The 24,673-nt window shown below is 40.8% G+C and carries 23 protein-coding genes and 1 pseudogene; 17 read left to right on the top strand and 7 right to left on the bottom strand.

The window, feature by feature from the left end:
• The first annotated feature begins 177 nt into the window (after nt 1-177).
• Complete coding sequence (locus tag AC1D69_RS17075) at nt 178-711, top strand: hypothetical protein (protein WP_495457342.1); 534 nt, start codon at nt 178-180, stop codon at nt 709-711.
• A 226-nt stretch (nt 712-937) separates the two neighbouring features.
• On the opposite strand, the gene AC1D69_RS17070 is transcribed toward AC1D69_RS17075, so the two are convergent.
• The gene (locus tag AC1D69_RS17070) at nt 938-1,216 is read right to left on the bottom strand and encodes a hypothetical protein (protein WP_495457341.1); all 279 of its coding nucleotides are present in this window, start codon (nt 1,214-1,216) and stop codon (nt 938-940) included.
• 269 nt (nt 1,217-1,485) lie between these two features.
• Here AC1D69_RS17070 and AC1D69_RS17065 point away from each other — a divergent pair.
• Nucleotides 1,486-2,061 (top strand): annotated as a pseudogene (locus tag AC1D69_RS17065) (recombinase family protein).
• Between the two features lie 115 nt (nt 2,062-2,176).
• A complete protein-coding gene (gene tnpB / locus AC1D69_RS17060) occupies nt 2,177-3,334 on the top strand; it encodes an IS200/IS605 family element RNA-guided endonuclease TnpB (protein ID WP_495457354.1) in 1,158 nt (385 codons plus the stop codon).
• Nucleotides 3,335-3,391: 57 nt separating this feature from the next.
• Here tnpB and AC1D69_RS17055 read toward each other — a convergent pair whose 3' ends face one another.
• A complete protein-coding gene (locus tag AC1D69_RS17055; protein ID WP_495457340.1) occupies nt 3,392-3,568 on the bottom strand; it encodes a hypothetical protein in 177 nt (58 codons plus the stop codon).
• Between the two features lie 296 nt (nt 3,569-3,864).
• Here AC1D69_RS17055 and AC1D69_RS17050 point away from each other — a divergent pair, with 296 nt between their 5' ends.
• From AC1D69_RS17050 to AC1D69_RS17035, 4 genes are read left to right on the top strand one after another with little or no spacing between them, the layout of a single operon-like run.
• Nucleotides 3,865-4,644 (top strand): nucleotidyltransferase domain-containing protein, encoded by a 780-nt coding sequence (locus tag AC1D69_RS17050; protein ID WP_495457339.1) that lies wholly within the window; start codon nt 3,865-3,867, stop codon nt 4,642-4,644.
• A gap of 30 nt (nt 4,645-4,674) precedes the next feature.
• Nucleotides 4,675-5,265 (top strand): MSMEG_1061 family FMN-dependent PPOX-type flavoprotein, encoded by a 591-nt coding sequence (locus AC1D69_RS17045; protein ID WP_495457338.1) that lies wholly within the window; start codon nt 4,675-4,677, stop codon nt 5,263-5,265.
• Nucleotides 5,266-5,290: 25 nt separating this feature from the next.
• On the top strand, nt 5,291-6,193 hold the full coding sequence (locus tag AC1D69_RS17040; RefSeq protein ID WP_495457337.1) for an ABC transporter ATP-binding protein: 903 nt from the start codon (nt 5,291-5,293) through the stop codon (nt 6,191-6,193).
• Complete coding sequence (locus AC1D69_RS17035; RefSeq protein WP_495457336.1) at nt 6,174-6,968, top strand: hypothetical protein; 795 nt, start codon at nt 6,174-6,176, stop codon at nt 6,966-6,968. The genes AC1D69_RS17040 and AC1D69_RS17035 overlap by 20 nt, the downstream gene beginning before the upstream one ends.
• Before the next feature lie 94 nt (nt 6,969-7,062).
• On the opposite strand, the gene AC1D69_RS17030 is transcribed toward AC1D69_RS17035, so the two are convergent.
• Nucleotides 7,063-8,079 (bottom strand): N-acetylglucosamine kinase, encoded by a 1,017-nt coding sequence (locus tag AC1D69_RS17030; protein WP_495457335.1) that lies wholly within the window; start codon nt 8,077-8,079, stop codon nt 7,063-7,065.
• A 60-nt stretch (nt 8,080-8,139) separates the two neighbouring features.
• Entirely contained in the window at nt 8,140-9,447 is a 1,308-nt protein-coding gene (locus AC1D69_RS17025) for a 6-phospho-beta-glucosidase (protein ID WP_495457334.1), read from the bottom strand.
• 298 nt (nt 9,448-9,745) lie between these two features.
• Between AC1D69_RS17025 and AC1D69_RS17020 the strand changes: the two genes are divergently transcribed.
• The 10 genes from AC1D69_RS17020 to AC1D69_RS16975 all read left to right on the top strand — a co-directional run bounded on the left by AC1D69_RS17020 (nt 9,746) and on the right by AC1D69_RS16975 (nt 20,656).
• Nucleotides 9,746-10,606: a MurR/RpiR family transcriptional regulator gene (locus tag AC1D69_RS17020; RefSeq protein WP_495457333.1), complete on the top strand. Its 861-nt coding sequence runs from the start codon at nt 9,746-9,748 to the stop codon at nt 10,604-10,606.
• Between the two features lie 229 nt (nt 10,607-10,835).
• The gene (gene murQ, locus AC1D69_RS17015; protein ID WP_495457332.1) at nt 10,836-11,750 is read left to right on the top strand and encodes an N-acetylmuramic acid 6-phosphate etherase; all 915 of its coding nucleotides are present in this window, start codon (nt 10,836-10,838) and stop codon (nt 11,748-11,750) included.
• 59 nt (nt 11,751-11,809) lie between these two features.
• Complete coding sequence (locus AC1D69_RS17010) at nt 11,810-13,255, top strand: ABC transporter substrate-binding protein (RefSeq protein WP_495457331.1); 1,446 nt, start codon at nt 11,810-11,812, stop codon at nt 13,253-13,255.
• A gap of 88 nt (nt 13,256-13,343) precedes the next feature.
• Nucleotides 13,344-14,279 (top strand): carbohydrate ABC transporter permease, encoded by a 936-nt coding sequence (locus AC1D69_RS17005; protein ID WP_495457353.1) that lies wholly within the window; start codon nt 13,344-13,346, stop codon nt 14,277-14,279.
• An 18-nt stretch (nt 14,280-14,297) separates the two neighbouring features.
• Nucleotides 14,298-15,158: a carbohydrate ABC transporter permease gene (locus tag AC1D69_RS17000; protein ID WP_495457330.1), complete on the top strand. Its 861-nt coding sequence runs from the start codon at nt 14,298-14,300 to the stop codon at nt 15,156-15,158.
• 58 nt (nt 15,159-15,216) lie between these two features.
• The gene (locus tag AC1D69_RS16995) at nt 15,217-16,185 is read left to right on the top strand and encodes a GNAT family N-acetyltransferase (RefSeq protein WP_495457329.1); all 969 of its coding nucleotides are present in this window, start codon (nt 15,217-15,219) and stop codon (nt 16,183-16,185) included.
• Nucleotides 16,185-16,889, top strand: coding sequence for a PIG-L deacetylase family protein (locus AC1D69_RS16990; protein ID WP_495457328.1), 705 nt, complete (start codon nt 16,185-16,187; stop codon nt 16,887-16,889). The genes AC1D69_RS16995 and AC1D69_RS16990 overlap by 1 nt, the downstream gene beginning before the upstream one ends.
• 108 nt (nt 16,890-16,997) lie before the next feature.
• Nucleotides 16,998-18,137: an exo-beta-N-acetylmuramidase NamZ family protein gene (locus tag AC1D69_RS16985; protein ID WP_495457327.1), complete on the top strand. Its 1,140-nt coding sequence runs from the start codon at nt 16,998-17,000 to the stop codon at nt 18,135-18,137.
• A 15-nt stretch (nt 18,138-18,152) separates the two neighbouring features.
• Nucleotides 18,153-19,712: a glycoside hydrolase family 3 protein gene (locus tag AC1D69_RS16980; RefSeq protein WP_495457326.1), complete on the top strand. Its 1,560-nt coding sequence runs from the start codon at nt 18,153-18,155 to the stop codon at nt 19,710-19,712.
• A gap of 26 nt (nt 19,713-19,738) precedes the next feature.
• Nucleotides 19,739-20,656 (top strand): N-acetylglucosamine kinase, encoded by a 918-nt coding sequence (locus tag AC1D69_RS16975; protein WP_495457325.1) that lies wholly within the window; start codon nt 19,739-19,741, stop codon nt 20,654-20,656.
• Between the two features lie 375 nt (nt 20,657-21,031).
• Here the strand turns inward: AC1D69_RS16975 and AC1D69_RS16970 are convergent, their stop codons facing one another.
• The 3 genes from AC1D69_RS16970 to AC1D69_RS16960 all read right to left on the bottom strand — a co-directional run bounded on the left by AC1D69_RS16970 (nt 21,032) and on the right by AC1D69_RS16960 (nt 24,589).
• Nucleotides 21,032-22,096, bottom strand: a complete 1,065-nt coding sequence (locus AC1D69_RS16970; protein ID WP_495457324.1) for a Gfo/Idh/MocA family protein — start codon at nt 22,094-22,096, stop codon at nt 21,032-21,034.
• Nucleotides 22,097-22,122: 26 nt separating this feature from the next.
• Complete coding sequence (locus AC1D69_RS16965; RefSeq protein ID WP_495457323.1) at nt 22,123-23,697, bottom strand: FAD-dependent oxidoreductase; 1,575 nt, start codon at nt 23,695-23,697, stop codon at nt 22,123-22,125.
• A gap of 73 nt (nt 23,698-23,770) precedes the next feature.
• Complete coding sequence (locus AC1D69_RS16960; protein ID WP_495457322.1) at nt 23,771-24,589, bottom strand: sugar phosphate isomerase/epimerase family protein; 819 nt, start codon at nt 24,587-24,589, stop codon at nt 23,771-23,773.
• Nucleotides 24,590-24,673 lie beyond the last annotated feature (84 nt).

Raw genomic sequence — 24,673 nt, 5'->3', positions numbered from 1 at the left:
CAAGATTAGTACAACGGTGTCTAATGAGCTTACTCTCCGAACAGCAACTGTATTCCAAGGCGACGAAATCCTGCGAATGAGTGAGTATATATGAGATAAACCCTTAAAACCGAGGGACGGGCAGGATAACGTGGTTAAGTCTACTATTAAGTGTTTTGAGTTAGAGGGGGCAGTAAAGTGGGTAAGAAAAGATTGATCTATGGTTGTCTGCTGACGCTTGTTATAGGTGTTTGTGCTGTAGAAATATACTTTTATTCTTTAAATAGTTCAAGTCAAATCCAATTCAAAGAGCAAATCACAATAAAAGAAGTGAAGGATATTACATTAAGTCCCTCATCTGAAATACCTTCTGTACATCCGTTCGAAGTACAGGCGATGCCAGATGACAAAGTGTTAAAGACGTTTGTTTATAATCTATCGATAATTGCTAACGGTCAAGGCTCAAGTTATTTTGAGTACAAGGCAAGCGCTGATGGAAAAAAAGAGTTACTACAATTATATGTGAATAATAGAGGTTTGAAGGATTTGAATCTTCGGCTAAGGTCCCCTTTAGATAATAAATGGATTGAAGCTTCAATTCCTCCTGGAACTATCTATGGGGGAGAAATGCAGTGGGGATTCGAACAAGAAGGCAACTGGTACATTGATTTAAACAATGCCGACGGGTCTGTAATAACAGCAGATCTAGCCCTAATAAGAATTGGAATCTAACAAAAAACACCAACATATTAAACTAACGGGACACGTTAGTTCAATAAAACAGCGACAGTCTAGGACTTTATTTTCTTGTCCTTGGCTGTCGCTGTTTCAATTTCAAGGCTCAGTCTATAACTCTTGGCGATGTTCGGAAGATTTCCATTCCGAACATCGCCAAGAGTAAGATTCCCTCCTCATCTCACTCAATTTAACGTTCATAGCCTCTTGTCTTTTCTCATAATTAAACTGTTGGGAATGTTTTTTTCTTTTCTTTTGTCCAAGAGACGATAAGCCAAATATGTAATGGGATCGCGATCAAAGAGTAAACGATAAAGATCAGGTTAAATATCGTTTTGTATACGAAGGATTGTTCTAGAATGAAGTTACACGTCGCGTACAAAATGATGGCTGCACAAAATATATATTTATTATAAGCTGTGTTTCCCTTTCGTAATCGAATAATTAAAGCGTTAACCCATCCAAAGAGACTCAGTAAAGCAATTGATAATATCCATATCATCGGCTTTGTTCCCCCATTCTATGACTAGTATAGCCAATAAAAACCTAGTTTTAGACCGTATGCAAGCGTATGTAGTTTTTTTAAAAACAAGAAATTATCTAACTGTGACTGATTGATCGTTGCAGATTTTTTTCATGTCTAAAAGCATGCTTTTAGGCATTAGCAAAAATGACTTGTTTTATTGTGTCAAAATCCCTTGAAATCACTTTGGGCATGTGCCATGTATGAACCGTTAGTTTTTGGCACGAAAAAAAGAGGAGGGAGACACTTTGAAATTGGCATACGGACGTGTTTCCGCAAAAGACAAAAATGAAACACGACAGCTTATTAAATTTCGTGAATTAGGTATTGAGGAATGGTTTATATTTGTAGATAAATTAAGTGGTAAGGATTTCAATAGACCACAGTATCAGGTTATGCTTCAAATGATCCGAGAGGGTGACTTGGTTTATATCGATGCACTGGATCGTCTTGGGCGAGACTATGACGGAATCATGAAGGAATGGAAATATATTACGCGGGAGTTAAAAGCGGATATCATTTGTTTGGATAACGAGAAGCTATTTAATTCTCAGAGCTTTCGGACCATGGGAGACTTTGGTAAAGTAATGGAGGATCAGTTCTTAAGTCTACTAGCATACGTTGCTGAGCAAGAACGGAAGAAGAATCGGCAGCGGCAAGCTGAAGGAATAGAAGTAGCTAAAGCAGAAAGGGTTAAATTTGGTCGCCCCAAGATTGTAATTGAGGGGGATTTCATTCAGGTCTACCAGGAATAGAAATCTGGAGTGATCACAGCCGTCGCGGCCATGCAAAAGGTGAATATGAAACATCGAACCTTTTATTAATATTTTGAGAACACTCGTGACTTCAGTCATGAGTGTTCTCAAAATGGTTTTGTCTTTCTAAATCAGTACATATGTTCTATAATCAAGGTAATATTAACCAAAGCAGGTGTACATGATGAACCATCACAAAGCTTTTAAATTTCGTATCTATCCAACCAAGGAACAAATCACCTTAATCCATAAAACCTTGGGATGTACTCGCTTTGTGTTTAACTTTTTCTTGAGCAAGCAACAGCAAAAAGACGCCTATTGGTATATCTGCGAACAAATGGTTCAAAATGGACAGCTCCCTCAAAATAATTGGAAAGGTGCTTATTTTCATAAGTACACTTCGATCAAAGATTTAAAAGAATTAAAGCAACACTATCCTTTCTTAAAAGAAGTGGATAGTATCTCTTTACAAAAATCAGTGGAAAATCTACATGATGCCTATACACGTTATTATAAAAAGCAAAATCGAATACCGCATTTTAAGAGTAAAAAGAATCCTATCCAATCGTATACAACCAAACAGACCCATGGGAACATTGCGATCCATGGAAATCAACTCAAACTGCCCAAGTTGGGATGGGTTCGCTTTGCCAAGTCCAGAGAAGTAGATGGACGCATTTTGAATGCTACGATTAGACGGAATCCATCAGGGAAGTATTTTGTGTCCATTGTAGCTGAAGTAGATATTCAAGCATTACTCAAAACCCATCAGGAAGTCGGCATTGACTTAGGTATTAAACAATTTTCAGTGTTAAGTCAAGGAAAACCAATAGATAATCTACATTTCCTGCGAAACAGAGAACAAAAATTAAAAAAAGAACAACGCACTTTATCCAGAAGAACGATGGGTTCTTCTAATTGGTATAAGCAAAAAATCAAGGTAGCCCGACTTCACGAACAAATTGTCAACGCCAGAATGGATTTCTTGCATCAACACTCAACGGCATTGGTCAAAAGCCACGACCTCATTGCTATTGAAGATTTACAAGTATCCCATATGGTCAAGAACCATCGGTTAGCCAAAAGTATCGCAGATGTGTCTTGGGCTGAGTTCCGTAGACAATTGGAATACAAGGCGAAATGGTATGGCAAACAAATTGTGGCGGTGAGTCCATGGTTTCCGTCTTCGCAATTGTGTTCATGTTGCGGATTTCAGTACAAAGAAGCCAAGAGGCTATCCATTCGGGAATGGGACTGCCCGCAATGCGGAACCCATCAGGAACGAGACCACAATGCCAGCATCAATATTCTTCAAGAAGCGAAAAGACTTCTTTCCGCATAAAAAAGAAAACCGTAGGGACTACGGGGATAGCCTACTTACCTTACTCCGATAGGAGTATTAGCGTAGGAATCCTGCGACTTTAGTCGTAGGAGGTTCAACTCCAGATAAATCTAAAAGGGTTAGGGTATGTGTATGCGGATCGATGGAGCCAATTAGAAGTGTATTTAATTCATCAAGGCGATTCTCATCTAATAATGGCTTCAGGATATCCTCTTGTTCTGTTATCCTATGCATTGTGGCAACATTGCTGTGTGTTCATGAATCATTGTGTATGATCTCCAATTTTTTGAGCACTACTAATCGCGGTACCGGCTTCAGTAAGCGAGCAGTCCTTCACAACGGAGACCTTGCCGTATCTGGATTGAATACCATCTAGAGCCTTCCCTAGCCTGAGAAGCTTTTCATCCTCCGGTCCCGTAAATAGATCAAGTTGATATGACGAATATTCATAATTTATGATACAGATATTGAGATCGTTGTATGCAGGCTTTAGAATGAGTAATCATCAATGAAAGAGGAGAATCAATGAAATGAAAAGTTTAATAGTAGAGAAACTTAGAGAAATAGAACTACAACATAACGTGAAGATTCTCTTCGCAGTGGAGTCGGGTAGTCGTGCGTGGGGATTTCCTTCTCAAGATAGTGATTATGATGTTCGGTTCGTATATATAAGACACCCAGAGTGGTATTTATCGATTGATGATAAAAGGGATGTTATTGAGGTTCCTATTAATGATATGCTAGATATCAATGGCTGGGATATCAGAAAAGCGTTGAAATTATTCAGAAAATCGAATCCTCCATTATTAGAGTGGTTGGTATCCGAAATTATATATGATGAATCATTTGGATTTAAAGAAGAAATGTTGAGACTCAGACACCAGGTGTTCTCACCAAGAGCATCATTACACCACTATCTGAGTATGGCCAAAGGGAACTTTAGACAGTATTTACAAGGTGATCAAGTCAAGATTAAGAAATACTTCTACGTGCTCAGACCGATATTAGCGTGCAAATGGATCGAGAAGTACAATACCAATCCACCAATTCTCTTTCAAGAATTAGTATCAGATCTTGTTACGGATGAACAATTGAGACAAGAGATTGAGGATTTGCTAAAACGGAAAATGGCTGGAGAAGAATTAGACTTAGAAAATCGTGTAGCTGTAATAAATGATTACATTGATAAAGAGATCGAACATCTTACTGCGTTTGCTAATTCATATAATAGTGAACTGGACGACCCAACGGAGCTATTAGATCAATTATATAGAAAGTACTTGAAAGTTGCCTGGAATGAAGGAGAGTAAATTAATCCACACCTTAGGAGAAGATAACCAATGGAAGATGTATGGAAGAACGATATCATAAGATCGGTTGAAGAGTTAAAAGACATCATTGGAGAACCACATGAAGCTGTAGTTATGAAGATGGTCTCACAAATTGATTCACATATAGAGAATTATATCGCTCAATCGCCACTTTTTTTCCTAGCAACCTCAGCTACGAACGGACGAGCCGATGTATCTCCACGGGGAGATCAGGCAGGGTTCGTTAAAGTGTTGGATCACAAGCACATTGCTTTTATAGACCGTCCAGGTAATCGTCGTATAGATTCAATGGTAAATATGCTGGAAAATCCACAGGTGGGTATGATTTTTCTTATTCCATCTTTGCAGGAAGTACTTCGTATAAATGGGAGAGCAACTCTTTCGCGTAATGAAGCACTTATCCGTGATATGCAATGGAAGGGGAAGACAACGGGAATTGCTGTCATCATTGAAGTGGAAGAGTGTTTTATTCATTGCCCAAGAGCGTTCAAACAATCCGGAATATGGGATGTTGACAATTGGCAATCAAAAGATGAGCTTCCAGACGTTATGGAGATGTTTCGGGCACATTTACATATGAATAATTATAAGGGGAAATAGGTTGTCTTAAAAAGGAGTGAGTCGGATGGCCGTTTTAAAGGTTGATCATTTAATCAAGGATTATGGAAATTCTAAAGGTGTGTTTGATATTTCTTTTGAAATCCAAGAAGGTGAAGTGTTCGGATTCCTTGGACCCAATGGAGCGGGTAAAACAACGACGATTAGACATATCTTAGGTTTTACTAAGCCTCAAAAAGGTGATACATGGGTCGACGGATTAAACAGTTGGGAGCAACCAGACTTAATCCAACAAGAGTTGGGGTATTTACCAGGTGAAATTGCTTTTCCAAACGATATGACGGGATCTCAGTTCATCAAAATGATGGCTGATATGAGAGGGCTAAAGGATATGACGAAAGCTCACTATCTCATTGAAAAGTTCCAGCTAGACCCGACGGGTGATTTAAAACGGATGTCCAAAGGAATGAAGCAAAAAATAGGCATCGTATGTGCTTTTATGCATAATCCTAAAGTACTTGTTCTTGATGAACCTACAAGTGGTCTAGATCCTTTGATGCAAAGTACCTTTGTTGAACTCATTCAAGAGGAAAAGAAACAAGGGAAAACCATATTGATGTCTTCACACATGTTGGAAGAAGTAGCAGGAACTTGTGACAGAATCGGGATTATTAGACAGGGTAAGCTTATTTCTACGATTTCAACGGACGAAATAAAACATACAGAAAGAAAAACATATCAAATTGAATTTGACACACAAGATGACTTTGAAAGGTTCTGTAAAGAAGATTTGGATTTTCAAGAAATGAATGAAACCAAAAATCAAGTGAGGATTATCGTGCAAGACAAGGATATCAATACACTCATTCAAGTCATGATTAACTATAACCTGAAATACTTATCAGAGATTAAATTCTCATTGGAAGAGTATTTCATGCACTTGTACGGGGGTGAAGAAGTTGGTAAGTAAACCTTTGCTGAAACAAACGATTAGATCGAATGTTAAACTCTTCCTGATCTTTACACTTGTTCTATGTCTGTACTTAGTAATTGTTATCTCATTCTTTACGCCAGCTACGTTAGAAGATTTCAGTGGTATCATGGGAGGGACTCCATTAAAAGCTATTTTGGGAGATGCGAACAGTCTATTGGGATTTATAAATAATGCCTATTTTGGAATTATCGCAATTATATTTCCAATGATTTATTCCATTATTGTGGGTAATAAATTGATTGCAGATCAAGTAGATCGAGGATCTATGGCATACATTCTGTCCACACCCATCACAAGAAATAGAGTTGCGTTGACACAAGCGGTATATTTTATCGGTTCACTATTTCTTATGTTTTTCATTGTAGGGGGAGTAGGGCTTCTGGCAGAAATGATATTTCAACCTCATGCTATGGATACTTCAACCTTTTTACTACTCATTTTTGGTTGTTTTTTATTACATTTCGCTATTAGCGGAATCACTTTCATCGCTTCGTGTATATTTAACCTTTCTAAACACTCACTAGCCTGGGGTACAGGAATACCTCTAGCTTTCTTTTTGCTGAAAATGATATCAGAGTTAAGTAAGAGCTTGGAGTTCTTCAAGTATCTATCACTGAATTCACTGTTTGATAAACCATCTATTATGGCGGGAAGTGGGTATGAAGTTCCCTTTCTAATCCTGATCGTAGTTGGGTTTGTTTTATATGGAGTTGGGATGAAAGTATTTAAAGGAAAGGATTTACCTTTGTAGGATTTGAAATAAGTAAAACTCAGCATGGCTCCATGCTGAGTTTTTGCTTGTTTCAGAAGATAAATCTAAATAGATATGCCAATAGGATCATGGGTTAGATAGATTCATTCGCTGGCAAATTCACTATAGAATCAATAACTTTCCGGCGAATTCCCGATTTCACGGGATGATTCCAAGCCAGTTCCAGTGCCCATAGAACAGCACCCGTTGCTGGTGGGACTTTTAGAATGATGTAATTACAGTGGTGGTGTGTTAAGCGCTCAACTTCTTTTTTGTATAAATTGAAAAGTAAGGGGCTCTCTGCTCTGACCCACACAGAACCAGCCAGAATGATATCGACTTCATGTTCAAAGTGTAGATTGTGCATACATCCTACCGTGGAATGTGCTAACTGGTTAGCCGAGTTATCTATGATATCATAAGCAACGGAATCACCTTGATCTGCTGCAGCGAACATGATTTGCATGAGTTGTGTATTGGGCAGGTTCCTCTTTGCTACTCGATCTACAGCGTGTTCAATAAACAATTCTTTACTGGGTAACTGTAGAAGTTCCATGACGGGTTCAGTCATTTGAGTTGCTCGGCCCATACGATAGAAGGAGTCATATACTGCACGGAGTACTTTTCGTCCTAAATAGTAACCTCCTGCTTCATCACCACATAGCTCACTGCCCACACCACCAACTTGTAGGCGATTTCCGCTAGGAGAGATTCCTCCAGTTGAAGTGCCAGATCCATTAATGGAGCAGATCCCGTATCCTTTGTGGCTACCAGCCTTCACCCCTAGAAAAGAGTCATTGTCCACAGCATAATTCGTAAATCCGATGCGTTCAATAACCTGACATAGATTCTCCTTTTGAGACGGGACGTCAGCTCCAGCCAATCCGAAGGCGCCAGCTGCAATATCATGCATGGTTAGATGATTACGTGTAAGCAGGTGCTGAATATTCTCATTCATGATGCCATATGCACTTATATATCCATCAGGAAATCGCTCATGACTGCAAGTACCCGTATTTATGTGATCGACAAAGTTGCCATGGATATCATACAGAAAATAATCGGTTTTGCTATTACCGCCATCAACGCCAATAACGTAGTTCTTGTCCATAACGCCACCTTTTCTTCAATATAAGAATAGAATTCTACACGGCTCTAGGTCGTTGGTGTGTTATTTGGAAGAGTGTTCCCCTTGAAAAAACTGTGGGAGATAGGCTTTATGGGCTTCTTTCATTTCATTAAAACAAGCGTACGCTACATCGTAGTCTCCAACCAATGGATTCATTAATAACGCTCGCATAGCGGCATCTTCATTGCCGGATACGGCGGAAGCTACCGTCTCACGCTCATAAGCTTTAACCATACGCATGTAATCGATGATATGTTGATTGTTGAAATCGTTAATCTTAATTGGTTTAGCGCCATCTTTACCAACAACGGCACATACCTCAATGGCATCGGAGTCTTCCATGAAATCTAGTGCACCCTTGTTAAGGAGGTTGACAACATGAACCTCTTGCTTGTCATTATAAATAGCATCCACTAAGCTGATCGCCACTTCAGAATAATTAGCTCCGCCTCGAGTAGAGAGAAGGTCTGGTTTCGTATGGAGCTCAGAATCCATATATATCTTTAATAGGTCTTCTTCAATCTGAATACATTTCTCCCCACGGGTTAATTCACTTTCTTTGATGAGTTTTAGTTTTTTCTCTTTGAAATAATAGTACTCCATATAACTTGAAGGGATGGCTCCAACCATTTGGATTAACTCTTTACTAAATCCACTAGAAGGAATATTCTTCATAGCTTCACTGTTGAGCCCCATATCAAGCGCCGTTCTCAGATAATCCTTTCCTTCTTCTTCAATGGCAGTTATCCAACTTAAGTGGTTGAGTCCTACATAGGTAATGTTGGGTTGTTGTAAATCGAGGGTATCACGAATGCTCTTGAACATATTGTAAGGAACATTACATAGACCAAGCATCTTCACATCTGTGTGATTGAGTATGGCTTCTGTAATAATTCCAGCGGGATTGGAGAAATTGATAAGCCAAGCCTCAGGGCAGAGTTCTTTCATGCGTTCCGCGATATGAAGCATGACAGGAATGGTACGCATAGCTTTAAAAAAGCCTCCAATTCCACAGGTTTCTTGGCCAATTAAATCATACTTCAGAGGAATCTGCTCATCCAACACTCTAGCAGGTAGCTTGCCAACACGGATCTGCCCAAGTACAAAGTCAGCATGTAATAGTGCTTCATCCAGATCTTGAGTCATAGTCACACGACATGACATATTCGCAGCGTGAATCATGCGTTCACAAAGTTTACCTACTGTGTTCAGTTTCATTACATCAATATCCATAAGTACAAGTTCACTTATAGGTAAAACGTCTTTGCGTTTAATCATTCCTTCAATCAATTCGGGGGTATAGGTGCTACCAGAGCCAATAATTGCGATCTTCAAATTGTTTTTTGTCATCGAATCCACCTTTGGTTGAGTATGACTTGATTAAGCGACTTATTTTTGACGATAGTATAGCACGGGATTTAGAAAAGTTACAATATAAAATAGAATAAAAAAACTATTTTGTTTAAATATTCTGAAATAAAATTTCAGATAGCGGTGTATATTTTTAAATGATTTATTGTAAAATTATTGTATTTAAGGATAAAAGCATTTAAGATAAGATGTAAATTCTATTGGAAGTATCGTTCTAAGATCGTGTTCAATGAGTACCAGTGTAGATGGGATAATTTCATTGTGAGTAGGTAAATGGATGATAACTAATGATAATATTTTAATTAAGATTCGGAATATGAAGGATAGTCTGACCCCGGTTGAAAGAATGGTAGCCGAATTTATTCTGGATAATTTAGATGAAATTCCACACCTTTCGATAAAGAATCTTGCACAACTGAGTAAGACGAGTGATGCATCTGTTCTTCGATTCTGTAAAACATTGGGGTACAGCGGATATCGTAATTTTATTGTGAGTATTTCTGCTTCACTTGGGTCTATGGATGAGGAGCAGAAGGATCAGTACACCGATATTCAACCAGGTGATGATATATCAATTATCATTTCTAATGTTTCTAGAAATAATTGTAAATCTATCGAAGATACCCTAAGCATCCTTGATCGGAATGAGGTAGAACGTGCTGTGAAAGCACTTATTCGTAGCCAACGGATTGTGTTTTTTGGGATCGGTGCTTCAGGTCTAGTGGGTAAGGATGCAGAACAGAAATTCACCCGAATTAATAAAATGTGCCATACGTATACGGATGGACATAGTCAACTCTCTGCTGCTTCATTGTTGGGGAAGAATGATGTTGCAATCTTTATTTCCAATTCAGGTAAAACGGTAGAGATTCTGGAAGCGCTAGATATGGCAAATAAGAATGGTGCATGTTGTATAGCGATTACCAAATATAATAAAAGTGAGCTAGCGGATAAAGCTAGAATTGTGCTCAATATCTCTACGCCAGAACTTACGATTAGGAGCGGAGCTATGGGATCACGAATTGCTATGCTTACGATTATTGATATTCTTTTTTCGGGAGTAGCTAGTGTCGAATACAAAAATGTAAAAAAATATTTGAGAAAAACGTATAACATATTGTCGAGTAAACATCGTTAAAGAAGTATTGAAAAAGGCATCGACTGATTATAAAGGAGTTGATGCCTTTTTGTGTTCTGAAAGAAATAAAAAAACAATATTGTAAATCATTATGATTTTTTATTTCAAAAACTATTGACGGAATTTAAGTATCCATTTAATATTAGCTTAAGTAAACAACGTGTTATGTAACATGACACAATTCGTACAATTAACTATCGCAATTTAATATGTTGAAGGAGGTTGGCTAATGGATCAGTATCTCGCGGGATTGATTACAGAAGGAATTAATCCTGAAACACTGATGATCGATGAATGTACGACTGAGGAAATGCTACAACTTATGAATCAACAGGATTCTAAGGTGCCTGCAGCGGTTGGAAAAGTAATTCCACAAATCACCCAAGCCGTTGATATTTTACATCGTGTCCTTAAGAATGGTGGCAGAATGTTTTATGTTGGGGCTGGTACCTCAGGAAGATTAGGTGTGCTTGATGCATCAGAATGTCCGCCTACCTTCGGGATTGATCCTGTTCTAGCACAAGGATATATTGCTGGTGGTGATTCGGCTCTAAGAACGGCTGTTGAGGGATTTGAAGATAATGCAGAGGAAGGAATAGCGCTAATCGAGCGGTGTGGGGTTACTTCTGAGGATGCAGTTATTGGAATATCTTCAAGTGGAAGCGCTTTATTTGTTATTGCGAGCCTGATCAAAGCCAAAGAGATCGGTGCCGCAACCATCGGTTTAGTGAATAACGAGAATTCTAAATTTGAAGGTGTCTGTGATGTATGTATTGCTCCAGTAGTTGGACCAGAAGTAATTATGGGTTCTACAAGATTGAAGGCAGGTACTGCTCAGAAGCTGGTTCTTAATATGTTATCTACGGCTACGATGGTGAAACTTGGGAAGACGTATAACAACCTTATGGTGGATTTAAGAGCAAGTAATATCAAGTTAGTTGATCGCTCGGTTCGCATGATTGAGGCTGCAACGGGTGAGAATTCTACAACAGCCAAACAATATTTAGAGAAGGCATCGATGAATTGCAAACTTGCGATTATGATGATCAAAACTGGATTGGATGCAGAGATGGCAGATCTAGCATTGGAGCGAAGTGAAGGCAATTTGAAAAAAGCAATTCGTACGTTCAGCACAGTGATGTAGTCTAATCATCATTATTCGAAGTGTAATCATGTAGTTAACCTTGAGGGGGGCTTATTATTATGAGTAGAAAAGTTCGGATTTTTTCATCACTTTTGGTTGCAACTATGGCATTGACGACAATGACAGCATGTGGAAGCTCATCGAATAACGCAGGTTCTAATCAAGGTAACACTTCAGGATCAGGAACAACGACAACTGTGGCAAAAGATACGATTACAGCTCTACTACCACCCGTTTCGGGTCATTTCCAAGAAAACTTTGCACAAATGGAGAAGGAATTTACGGCTTTATATCCTAATCTGACTTTAAAAATAGAGCCTGCAAGTTGGGAAGATATGACGCAAAAGCTAGACACGCAGGTCAATGCGGGCAGTCCTCCAGATATTGCTTTCATCGGTTCAGATGGAATCTCTAAATATATGGATCAAGGAATGTTAATGGACATAACGGATACAGTAACGCCAGAAATGATAGCGGATTATGATGAGAAGCCACTTGAATATATGAAACGAGCAGATGGTCTTTATGGATTGCCAGGCTATATGGAAGTTCATGCATTAGGTGGTAATAAAGCATTTCTAGAAGAAGCGGGAATTGATTGGAAAAGTGTTCAGCAAAAAGGTTGGACTTATGAGGAATTCCGTGAAGCTATCAAGAAAGGTGTAGTTAAGGATGGAAGTAAGACTTCTCGTTACGGATTCGTATTTGCAACTGCGGGTGTTGCATCGAAAGATTACTTAACCATACTAATCAAAAACGCAGGGATGCCGGCCGCCTTTAATAAAGATTTGAAATTCGCTTACACGAGCAAAAATTATTTGGAAGTATTAAAAGCAGTTCGTGAATTGATTGATGATGGTTCAATGCCTAAAGAGCTCAGCTCGGTTGATGCAGGTAAACGTTGGAATATGTTCCTTACAGGTCAAACTATGATCACAGGAAAAGGCCTAGCTACTTTTGAGAATAACGTTAATCAGAATAATGAGAAGATCAAAGCCAATGATGGTAGTGCTGTTGCAGAAAGTATTGAAGCTCAGTATATTGTCTTGCCAGTTCCTACTTTCTTAGGAGAAGAAGCCATGGCGAGTACGGTTGTTGATGGATATGTCACATTCCGCGGCAAGAAAGAACCTACAGCTGAGCATAAAGATAATGTTGTGAAAGCAGCTTATTTCTTAGCTAGCGGTAAGGTTGCCGCAACGACTAACAATGATCTCTTCGCAGCACATATTACGAAGAGTGGTAGAACAGCTGCAGAAAGTATGACGGTTGAAAGAAATCCAGATAATGTTGCAGCGGTAGAAGTTCTACTCTCTCATGCTACACCTGCTCGTCCAGATATCCCAGCAGATTTAGGGGCAAAAGCAATCAAACTTGAAGATGAAGTGATTGTACCTAAATTACAAGCGTTACTTGCGGACGAGATTACACCTGAAGCAATGTATGAGGCTGTTAAAAAAGCAGCCATTAAAGAATTTGGTGAAGACGGCATTGTAGTAGATTAGGATATTGAATCGGATCGTCGTATGACCCTACACGACGATCCGGTATATGTTCACAAGAGATGTTGTTGATAAAAAGGGGGGGTGCATGATGATTCAATCAGCAAAACCAATAAAAAAACAAAACGTATTCAGAAAACAACCAAAAAGGATGAAATGGATAAAAGCTGATGAAGGTTGGGCATATGCATTTATTGCAGTGGCTTTAGTTACATTTGCATTATTTACAGCGTACCCTGTGGTCAGCGCCTTTATCATCAGTTTTCAGGATTACAAACCGTTGGGCTCCACTTTTGTAGGGCTGGATAATTATATTAGTTCATTAACGGACTCCTTGTTTTGGAAATCAATAAAGAATACGGTCGTGTATACCATTTTAACGGTTCCGGTGGCTTTATTTATTTCGTTTGCTGTTGCTGTACTGGTTCTACCCTTGAGAAAATGGATGCAGACAACCTTTAAAGCGATCTATTACCTTCCAGCTGTTGTTTCCGGTGTTTCATTATCAGTCGTTTGGCTGTGGATCTATGATCCGATGACAACGGGAATCTTCAACAAACTTTTGGCTTTAATCGGAGTAGAGAACCAGAACTGGTTAGGCTCTAGTAGTACATCAATGCTTTCTTTAGTTATTATGGCGTGGTTATCTAGTCATGGTACAAGTATCATCATCTACATCGCGGGATTATTGGGCATAGATGAAACTTACTATGAAGCTGCCGAGATTGATGGAGCAAATTTCTTTCATAAAATATGGTACATAGTCCTTCCTTGTATGAAACCGACGACGTTATTTCTGTTAGTAACAGGCGTCATTGGTTCGTTCCAAGTATTTCAAAATGCGTACTTAATGACAGGTGGAGGTCCCGACAATTCTACAACGATGGTGGGATTGCTCATCTTTAATAACGCATTTAAATATTTTGAATTCGGTGAAGCAGCAGCTCAATCCTTAATATTAGCGCTGATAATTGCGGTAATAGCATTTATCCAATTTAAGTTTATGGGCAATGATGTAGAGTATTAAAAGAGAGGAGGAGCAGATATGTCATTATATAACAATCATACCGGGAATAAAGCAGTAAAGAATGTCAGAAATGGTGTGATCATCGCTGCACTGTTACTCTTCGCATTGGCGACGTTATTCCCAATTTATTTTATGATTATTTCTTCCTTAGGAGATCCTGTCGAAGCTGGCGCAATGAGTTATTCTTTATTCCCTACCAAAATATCTTTGGATTCCTATAAGTTCTTCTTTAATTACAGTGAGTATTCCTACAGATGGCTTTTAAACTCTCTCATTGTGGCAACAAGTGTCATGATATCAAATGTACTTTTTGCTAGTCTAGCGGGATATGCATTTGCCAAAGTTAAATTTAGAGGCAGTAAGCTATTGTTTGCATTACTTCTCGTTGCCATGATGATTCCATATCAGGTTACGCAGGTGCCTTTGTACATCCTTATCGTAAATACGTTTCATATTCAGAATACCTATAAAGCGTTGATCCTACCAGGACTAGTAACGGTATATAATATTTTTCTTGCCAAACAGTTTATGACATCCATTCCGAAAGAAATACTCGAATGTGCCAAGATTGAGGGGTGTAATCAGTTTCAGATCTTTACTAGAATCATTCTTCCGTTGTCCAAGACCATATTGGCTGTTATGGCGATTCTCACCTTTATGGAAAGTTGGAATACGTTCTTCTGGCCATTCCTTGTTACGAATACGATGGATATGCAGACCATTCAGGTTGGATTGAAGAACTTTAAATTTGCAAATACGACTTACTTCGCACCAATGATGGCGGGTGCAACCATATCTGCTCTTCCTATGTTTATCCTCTTTTTCAGCTTACAAAAATATTTTTTAGAAGGTGTTACTGTTGGTGCGGTCAAAGGATAATATGACGAATTCATAGGGGAGATATCTTACTAGACCTACTAGGTTGGAGGTAACGATCATGATTAAGTCTTGGGACAATCAGTATATGGATGAAGTTCTCACTTTGTGGAACAGGGAAGCCGTGCAAGATGGGTATAAGGAGCTTACGGAGTGTAGCTTCGCGGAGATCTTCTTGTCTAATCCTTATTTTGATAAGGAAACAACATTTGTTCTATTGGAATCTGATCTAGTAAAAGGCTTCGCCTGTGGATGTACAGGGGACGATCTACCCTTAGGAGATGTGGCAGGATATATCACCTGTATCATTCTATCCGATGACTACATAACGGACGAAAACTATAAGTTGATGTTAGATGCTTTAGAGCATCGCTTTCAGTATTTAGGGAAACAGCAGGCTGATGTATTGTTCTTCAATCCGATGTTATTACCATGGATTATACCAGACACACCGGGTCATGAGCATAACAATGCACCTGGCGTACCTATTGATAGTTCGCTATTTACGTTTCTATTAAATCAAGGATACATAGATCGTTCGAGAGAGTGCGCCATGTATATGAATCTAGCTGATTTCTACATTCCAGAAGATGTGAAAGCCAAGGAAGCAAAGGTAATTACCGAAGGATATCGAGTGGAAGAATTCGATCTAGAAAGGCATACCGGAATGGAAGATATGTTAGCCGGATTGGATAATTCCTTATGGAATACACAAATTCCTAAATATATGGCAGAAGGTGTTCCAATAGTAGTTGCCGCTTATGAAGGGAATGTCGTGGGATTCGCTGGTCCAGTCATCCGTCAGGATAATGGAAGAGCATTTTTTGCCGGAATTGGGGTACATCCCAAGCATGGGGGACATGGTCTAGGTAGCATTCTTTTCTTCAAAATGTGTGAAGCATTCCAGAATATCGATACCGTATATATGTCTCTGTTTACTGGAAGAAACAATCCTGCCATGCGTATTTACGAGAAGGCTGGGTTTCGACACGCTAAAGAATTTTCTGTCATGAGAAGGGAGCTTAAATGATGAGTGAATCCAAAATTACGATCTTAGCTATTGGTGGACATGTGGGAGATGCTGAACTAACTGCAGGAGGTGTATTAGCAAGTCACGCTCTTAAGGGTGATCGTATTGTGACATTAGCACTGACCGCAGGTGAACGTGGTGTTCCGGCAGGAAGAGATATGGCTGAGTATCGTGTGCAGAAGGTGAATGAGGCTAAGGCTTTTGCAGAGATGTTGGGTGGAGAATCCATCGTATTCGATATTCCGGACGGAGAACTACAAGATAATCAGGAAATGCGTCTTCGCGTGTGTGATGTTATTCGTGAGGTGAAGCCGAATATTATTATCACACACTTTAAGAACAGCATGCACAAGGATCATATGACGACACATCTCATTGTTAATGATGCACGCTTTTTTGCTGGCTTAGCATCATTCGAAAGGGAAAAACCTGCGTTCTTTGCATCCAAACTATATTATGCGGAGAACTGGGAGGATGCCGTGGATTATAAACCTTATGTGTATGTGGATTTCTCCCAAGAAGCTTATGATCTATGGATTAAGGCCGTGTCTCAGCACTGGTTCGTCACAGGAAGTAAGTCCTTTCCTTACTTAGAATATTACAAACACTTATCCAGAGTTCGCGGTATTGAAGCTCGGAAAGAATATGCAGAGACGTTCATGATTCCAGAAGAAACGATGCGTGTACTTAGAACTGAATTATAGAGAGGTTGTTCAAAAAGTCACGAACTTATAGATGGCATAGGGAATAACTGTAACAATAACTTGTTACAGTCATTTGCCGAATCATACTCTAATTGGTCGGAGGGCGCTATGATCCAAAACGGTATTGACTGTATTGAACAGTATACTCACTTATTCCAAGGGAAGCGGCTGGGGCTAATTACAGCACCAACGGGATTAAACAACGATTTTGTATCCACGATTGAAATTCTGCACGAGAATTTCAATCTAGCCGCCTTGTTCTCACCAGAGCATGGGGTACGCGGGGATTTAGATGCGGGGGCTCTAGTAGAAACTTATCTAGATCCTATGACGGGTGTGCCTGTACATAGCCTGTATCGTAAGGATTCCAAGCGATTAACTCAGGAAATGTTGGATGAGGTAGATCTTATCGTATACGATATTCAGGATGTGGGAGTACGCTATTATACCTATATCTATACGATGCTCTATGCTCTGGAAGACTGTGCTAAAGCGGGTAAAGAATTTGTCGTTCTCGACCGAATGAATCCGCTAGATGGTGTGACGGTAGAAGGAAATATCCTAAAGCAGGGCTATCAATCTTTTGTCGGCAACTATCCTCTTAGTGTTCGTTATGGGTTGACTGCCGGCGAGGTAGCTATAATGGCCAACGACCAGATGAAGTGGAATTGTGAACTGAATGTGGTGCGGTGCGAAGGCTGGGAGAGGAAGATGCAATTCCCTGAAACCGGACGAATCTGGGTACAGCCATCTATGGGTATTCCACGGTTTGAATCAGCCCTTCTGTATAGCGGTACTTGCATATTTGAAGGGACGAATCTATCTGAGGGTAGAGGAACGACCTTTCCTTTTGAGATCATAGGTGCACCTTTTATTCAAAGTGAGCAACTTGCGAATGAAATGAATGCATTGAGAATCCCGGGGGTGTTGTTCCGTCCTGTATTTTTCAAACCTGCATTTTCAAAACATCAAGGAGAACTTTGCGGGGGAGTACAGCTTTATATAACTAATTCTCGGAGCTTTCACGCTGTGGCGACGGGTGTTACGCTAATGTATACCATTAAGCATCTATACGATGAATTTGCCTTCTTGCCACCTGTGAAGGAAAACGCTAGACCTTTTATTGATCTGTTGTGTGGGGATAAGTTGTATCGTGACGATTCTCTAGATCTATCGAACCTTCTGGAGCAATTCCGTCTGGAAAGTCTTGAATTTACAGAGATCAAACAGCAATATCATCTGTACTAAAGGAGAAGAGGTCGCATGAATCATCTATCATTGAGAGAAAAGATTGGTCAACTCATCGTAACCGGATTTCCAGAACAGACCATAACGGATGATCTAAGACATTTAATCACGGATTATAAAATCGGAAATGTGATATTGTTCTCCCACAATGTAGCGAATAAGGTTCAACTTCAGGAATTATGTGGAGAGATACAATCGTTGATAAAGGACAGTACAGGATATGATGCTCTGATATCTATCGATCAAGAAGGGGGTAGGGTGACGCGTTTACCTGAGGATGCAGTCAATATTCCTGGTGCTATGGCGATAGCTTCAACGGGACGTCCGGAAAATGCTTATACCGCAGGACGCATTACGGCTCGTGAATTACGTGTGTTAGGTATTAATCATAATCTGGCTCCTGTGCTGGACATTAATAATAATAAATTGAATCCAGTAATTAACGTGCGATCTTATGGTGATACAGCAGACATTGTGGAAGAATACGGTGTGCAAATGATGAAGGGGTTACAGGACGAGGACGGAGGAGTGCTAGCATCCATCAAGCATTTTCCTGGTCATGGTGACACAGCTGTTGATTCCCATCTAGGGCTACCCGTGATAGATAAGTCTCTAGAGGAATTGATGAGTTTGGAGCTGCAGCCTTTTATTACCGCGATTGAAAACGGAGCGGAATGTATCACGAGTGCGCATATTCTATTTCCCTCGATTGAAAAAGAGAGAGTACCTGCGACTATGTCTAGAACTATCATCACGGATTTGTTGAAAAATAAATTGGGTTATGATGGACTTGTCATCTCCGATTGTTTAGAGATGGATGCGATCCAACAATATTATGGTACGGCTCAAGGGGCATTTGCCGCGTTAAATGCAGGGGTGCACATGATCTATATCAGCCATACACCTTCGCTTGTCATAGAAACAGTGGAATTAATAGAGTGTGCTGTACAGTCTGGACAACTGCCAATGAGCATCATAGATGAAGCAGTGGAAAAGGTACTCTATTATAAGAAGAAATATGGTAACGCATCGGGATCGGACTTGTCTATCGTAGGTTGTGCAACGCATCGTCGCGCCATTGCAGCCATGAGTCTAGAAAGTATTTGCCATGTTCGAGGTGAATTGCTAACGATTGAGCCAAATGACAAAGATGCTGTATTTGTAGGGAGTTATGCCTATCGTTCAACGATGGCTTCTAGTAGTGTAAATACAGAGCTCTCATTCCCAGAAGCGATGTCTACTGCCTTTTCTACTGCATCTCAGATGATCAATATTAATCCTGACCAAGATGAAATTCAACAAACGCTAAACCATGTGCGGGGATATTCAAAGGTCATTGTGGGTCTTTTTAATGGGATTCGTAATACCGGTCAATTAGAACTCGTACATCAATTGTACGCTGAAGGCCATCAGGTTATGGCTATAGCTCTCGGAAGTCCATATGATCTGGATAAGCTTCCTGGAGAACTATGCGGATTAGTGGCTTTTGAATATACACCCTTAGTATTTGACTCATTAGTACAAATCTTGAGCGGCACTATTGCACCGTCCGGTATATTGAGTACAGCGTTGTAATTACAGGAATAAGGAAGTGATCATGGATGAGATATGTTGCAGGGTGGGATGGTGGCGGTACCAAAACTGCGGTGACCATTGCCGACGAGACTGGATTCGTAGTGCATTCCTTTACATCTGGTGCTATTAACTATAATGGACATGACGAAGCTAGTGTTCGCCAGAGCATACAAGAGATTTGCACAACCATTTCAAGTGTATGCGGTGGATTGGAGCATTGTGTACAGATTTGTATTGGTGCGGCTGGTGTTAGTCATCCTACGGTTATTTCACGTTTAGAAGCCGAAGTTAGAGCGTGTGGGTATCAGGGAGGGTTGACTATAACGGGCGATCACGAAACGAGCCTTTACGGTGCGCAAGAACAATTACATGGGTTGATACTAATCGCTGGTACGGGATCTATCTGTTATGGGAAGAATGAATCCGGAAGTTCTCATCGCACGGGTGGATTCGGTCACCTCATTGATGATGAGGGTAGCGGGTATAGTATGGGAAGAGACGTACTTACGGCCGTAGTTCAGGCGCATGATGGTCGAATACCACAAACTGAAATCACTAGATTGGTGTATAAGCAACTTCAAGTGGAGAATGTACAGCAGATTATCAAGTTTGTGTATGATAAGACTACCAATAAAAAAGACATTGCAGCTTTGGCACCGATCGTGTCGGAAGCATGCGCATTAGGTGATGCAGCTGCACTATCGATTGCTAACCAAAGCGCTTCCTCATTGTGTGAATTGGTAGTACCAGTCGTTGAAAAGCTAGCGCTTCAAAAAGGAACCCTCGCTATGGCGGGTAGTGTATTACTCAATGCTACCTGTGTGCGGACTGCTTTTGAAGAAATGCTGAACCAACGCTATTCCGACTTGGAATGTATTATTGCTAAAAAAGATGCAGCGAGTGGTGCGGTCTTAATGGCAATGAATCAGTTGAATGCAACCTAGTAGATTTATGAATAGTAGAGTAGGGCACGATTTTAGATTTTAGACTTACTAATATATTAATCTATGGTCAAAAAAAGAGGGATTGCTTCAAGGCAGTCCCTTTATTTGAAATGATAATCTTCATTAGTATTCATGCAGATCTAAGAGACAGTGTTGAAGTGTGAACCATTCGAGTAGAAATACAATCTGTAAGAATATCAATTAACAAGGGAATTATAGGATAACACAATCATTGTTATTTTCTAAATGAAAATTTTCAGATTCGTGTTAATCCGATAATTGCATACGATTTACGATGGGTTGGAGGTTCCTTTCATGTGCGATACATTAAGGTTTAATATGTCTCAGTTAAAGTTATTTGTTAATTGAAATTGTCTAAGTGAAGTGGATCTCTTTTCCGAGCTTGCTCGACTCATAAATTCCGCATAAAATTTTCATCATTTCCACACCGTCCTCCACGGGGCTAAGTGTAGTCTTTGTGCCCTGACAGACTTCAATGAAATAATTGATTTCATCCTGGAATCCTGCTGTAAAGTCAAAGGATAGGTCATTAATCTGAGGCGTGCTATTGAGAATGGTGTCATGCTTCTCTGTAATTATCGTCAGTTCAGGCTCCAGTTCCACGCCGCCTTGCTCCCCATACAACTTGACCGTTAATTCATCCTGCTTGGCATGAAGGGTGAAGCTAACGTCTACTAGGAGGGAGGCTCCGTTATCAAATCGGATGAGCGCATTGGCCATGTCCTCTACGGTATTGTGCTCCGCGTTGTAATCTGTCGCTTTGTAGAACTTCAGGTTTTGGACATTAGAACGGTTTCCGAGCTTCTTATACGTATTACCGCTAATTGATGCTACTTTGGGCCGACCCATGAGGTACCAGCATAGATCGATGACATGCACGCCAACATCAATCAGAGGACCGCCACCGGAACGCTCAACGTCCGAGAACCAGCCTCCCGGATTGCCCAATTTTCGAATGCAGGAGGCCTTAGCATAGTAGATAGGACCGATATCACCGCTTTCAATGAAGGCTTTGACGATGCGTGTATTTGATGCATATCTGCGGACGAATCCGACCTGGAGCATCTTGCCAGAAGCATGAACTGCTTTTTCCACGGCAAGCGCCTGCTCTACGTTTTTGCAGAGCGGTTTTTCCACCAATACATGTTTGCCCGTTTGCAGGGCAGCGATGCTAATCTCGGAATGCGAATTATTCCAAGTACAAATACTGATAGCATCAATCTCGGGATTCAGTAGCAGCTCGGTATAGTCGGAATAGACGTGAGGAATATTGTATTTCTCGGCTTTGGCTTGAGCACGTTCAATCTGCAGATCACAGACAGCATGTAGGACAACCTCAGGATGATTATGATAGGATTGTAGATGCAACTCCGAGATATTCCCGGCACCAATAACTCCTATTCGTATACTTTTACTCATCGTTATCACCTCATAAATATAATTGTTTAGACGGCTTGAATGGAAGGCCATGAGAGTTCGATGCCTTCTTGAATCAATCTGTTTTGAAAGCTGCCGAGTTCTTTCTCGCTATTGCGAACGTCGCTTGGTGTGATACCACGGTCGAGGCAATAGCTGGCACAATAACCTGCTGCCTCTCCGATGTTCCATTCCACTGGATGCAACCTGTAGCAGCCATTGGTTATATGGGTCACACCAATGTTCTTGGATGCGGCGAGTACATTGGTCATCCGTTTTGGTATTAGGCTACCAAGCGGGATTTGGAAGGGAAGAGAAGAGATATCAATGTATGACTGCCCGCCCGTACTCGGGTGAAGATCAATGCGGTAACAGCCAATACCAACAGAATCGTGGAAGGTTTCGGCATGACCATCCATGCGACAGGCGGTGGCTACATGCTGTTCAAGAACCGTGAATTCAGCCTGAATTCTTCGAGATTCACGGATATAGGGATACATTGCCATGCCATCGGCAGTACCTACTACATCGTGTCGCAGTCGTAATCCGGGATAGCCCTCACTGCCGTCCGGTCGTGGTGCAGCAGTCTGTAACCAGTAGAGCAAGGATAGGCTAAGTTGCTTGGACTGATACAGATGAGCTGCCCGCTTTTCTTCACTAACATCAATGATAGATCCGAGCCAATAATCATTTTGCGGCCAATTTACTAACGATATGGAGCTTGGGAACGTACCTGGACGAAAGTGCTGTTGATCCACTATTTGACGATATAGATACAGGGAGAATTTGTCGGTATCTGCAAACAGCTCATATTGAGTGGGTTCCATAGTAGAAGGCTTTATCCCACTTAGACTGAGCAACCGGTCCGGCCAAAAGTCAGGCTTATAATTCCGCCAAAATTCATAATTCTCCGGTTTAGTAATAGTGTGATCTTCTCCATCAAGGTAATCTATGGCAAAGCAGTAGGTGAACCCCTGCATGTTCATAGGTTGGGCAGGCCCCTCTACCGCATGAGGCTCGCCGGTCTGGAAGGTGGATTCCGCCCCGGTAACATACTCAATTCCAGCCAAGGGCAGCAGATCGCCGCACTCCGTGGCATCGATATAGAAGGGAGCGAGCAGGATCTGTTGTTCACCTGTATCCAAGCACTTTACTGTAACTGAGCTGATCTGATCGCCTATAGTCTCCGTATGCTTAAGCACATGACGATGCAAAATCTGTAACTGACCACTGTGGATATATGGAGCTAGGATTCCATGTAGGACGGCTAACGCTGTTCGTGGCTCATGAGAGATACGACTGACGATACCGCTTCCAGGATTCAGATGAGAGATGGCCCTTGCTTCATAGGTTAGAGGGAAATATTGCCGATAATATTGACGTACTCCCTCACGGAATTGCCTGTAGCTAGCAGTGCAGCCAAATGACTCGATCCAGGGATGTTCATCAGGTGGCACGGCTTGACTCGTCAATTGACCACCGATCCATAGGGTTTCTTCCGTCATGATAACGGTTTTTCCCGATTTTACGGCTGCTAATGCAGCCGCAGTGCCACCAGTACTTCCTCCGAGAATGATAATATCCGCGTGCAGTTCTGGTTTCATCCCACAAATCTCCCTTATAGGCATATTTAATAGATGACTTTTTTGAACTACTATTATATTTATTTTCTTTTGATTATTTAATGGAGTTGAAATACGTGAAGCTATCGCGTATCCCTTGAACCTCACTACCAACGCCTTCATATTCGAGGACATAAGCCCCTTGATAACCGTATTCGAGTAACCGGTCTACTATTTTCTTGATCTCCACATCACCATTACCCAATGCAATCCCTTCATACGCCTTTCCAGAAAGGGACTTATACCGTCCATTCGGTTCAAGATAGAAATCCTTAAGATGGACATGACCGATAACAGGAAGCAGTACTGCTAGAGCTTGTGTCGGGTGCTCATCTACCAAGAGAAAGTTGCCAGTATCGAAGGTAGAACGAAGATTTACAGAATCGATACGGTCGATGATGGTCTGTATCTGCACACCACTGCCGGCAAGCTTGCCGTGATTTTCTAAACAGAGAAAGATACCGCAATGCTCTGCTTGCCTGGTAGCCTCTGATAACCCATCTACAATCCAATTCAGGGCCATCTCATAAGTGATGTTTCCACTCAGATCACCAGAAAATACTCGAATGATCGTGGTGCCAAGTGCCTTGGCAATCGGGTAAGCCTCGGTGATTCGAGTCAAGGCGGCTGAACGCTCTTGGGCCGATTCGTTCACGAAATCATTGGCGACGGCGTAGCTTACAACCGTTATCTTATGTTCTTGGATGTAACTTAACACTTGCGGGAGTTCCAGCTCCACATCATTCCAGAACATGTCTAACAACTCCACATGTTTAATTTGTTCCTCTGTACAGAAGGATAGGAAATTCATAACGGTCCAGTTCTTCTCCCTTACTGTTCGATGAACGCTCCACATGCTCAATGATAATTCCATGCTGTCATTCCTCCATTTCAGATTCAAATCATGATTAGGATCTTGTTAACTATCTTCATTGTAGAAGGTGATAAGAGGTAAGGG

The organism is Paenibacillus sp. Y301, from assembly GCF_059445505.1.
This window is presented reverse-complemented; position numbering and strand designations above follow the sequence as displayed.

Coding starts and splice junctions, on each gene's coding strand:
- AC1D69_RS17070 (WP_495457341.1), bottom strand. CDS start 1,216: ATGATATGGATATTATCAATTGCTTTACTGAGTCTCTTTGGATGGGTT.
- tnpB (WP_495457354.1), top strand. CDS start 2,177: ATGAACCATCACAAAGCTTTTAAATTTCGTATCTATCCAACCAAGGAA.
- AC1D69_RS17055 (WP_495457340.1), bottom strand. CDS start 3,568: ATGCATAGGATAACAGAACAAGAGGATATCCTGAAGCCATTATTAGAT.
- AC1D69_RS17050 (WP_495457339.1), top strand. CDS start 3,865: ATGAAAAGTTTAATAGTAGAGAAACTTAGAGAAATAGAACTACAACAT.
- AC1D69_RS17045 (WP_495457338.1), top strand. CDS start 4,675: ATGGAAGATGTATGGAAGAACGATATCATAAGATCGGTTGAAGAGTTA.
- AC1D69_RS17040 (WP_495457337.1), top strand. CDS start 5,291: ATGGCCGTTTTAAAGGTTGATCATTTAATCAAGGATTATGGAAATTCT.
- AC1D69_RS17030 (WP_495457335.1), bottom strand. CDS start 8,079: ATGGACAAGAACTACGTTATTGGCGTTGATGGCGGTAATAGCAAAACC.
- AC1D69_RS17025 (WP_495457334.1), bottom strand. CDS start 9,447: ATGACAAAAAACAATTTGAAGATCGCAATTATTGGCTCTGGTAGCACC.
- AC1D69_RS17020 (WP_495457333.1), top strand. CDS start 9,746: ATGATAACTAATGATAATATTTTAATTAAGATTCGGAATATGAAGGAT.
- murQ (WP_495457332.1), top strand. CDS start 10,836: ATGGATCAGTATCTCGCGGGATTGATTACAGAAGGAATTAATCCTGAA.
- AC1D69_RS17010 (WP_495457331.1), top strand. CDS start 11,810: ATGAGTAGAAAAGTTCGGATTTTTTCATCACTTTTGGTTGCAACTATG.
- AC1D69_RS17005 (WP_495457353.1), top strand. CDS start 13,344: ATGATTCAATCAGCAAAACCAATAAAAAAACAAAACGTATTCAGAAAA.
- AC1D69_RS17000 (WP_495457330.1), top strand. CDS start 14,298: ATGTCATTATATAACAATCATACCGGGAATAAAGCAGTAAAGAATGTC.
- AC1D69_RS16995 (WP_495457329.1), top strand. CDS start 15,217: ATGATTAAGTCTTGGGACAATCAGTATATGGATGAAGTTCTCACTTTG.
- AC1D69_RS16990 (WP_495457328.1), top strand. CDS start 16,185: ATGAGTGAATCCAAAATTACGATCTTAGCTATTGGTGGACATGTGGGA.
- AC1D69_RS16985 (WP_495457327.1), top strand. CDS start 16,998: ATGATCCAAAACGGTATTGACTGTATTGAACAGTATACTCACTTATTC.
- AC1D69_RS16980 (WP_495457326.1), top strand. CDS start 18,153: ATGAATCATCTATCATTGAGAGAAAAGATTGGTCAACTCATCGTAACC.
- AC1D69_RS16975 (WP_495457325.1), top strand. CDS start 19,739: ATGAGATATGTTGCAGGGTGGGATGGTGGCGGTACCAAAACTGCGGTG.
- AC1D69_RS16970 (WP_495457324.1), bottom strand. CDS start 22,096: ATGAGTAAAAGTATACGAATAGGAGTTATTGGTGCCGGGAATATCTCG.
- AC1D69_RS16965 (WP_495457323.1), bottom strand. CDS start 23,697: ATGAAACCAGAACTGCACGCGGATATTATCATTCTCGGAGGAAGTACT.
- AC1D69_RS16960 (WP_495457322.1), bottom strand. CDS start 24,589: ATGGAATTATCATTGAGCATGTGGAGCGTTCATCGAACAGTAAGGGAG.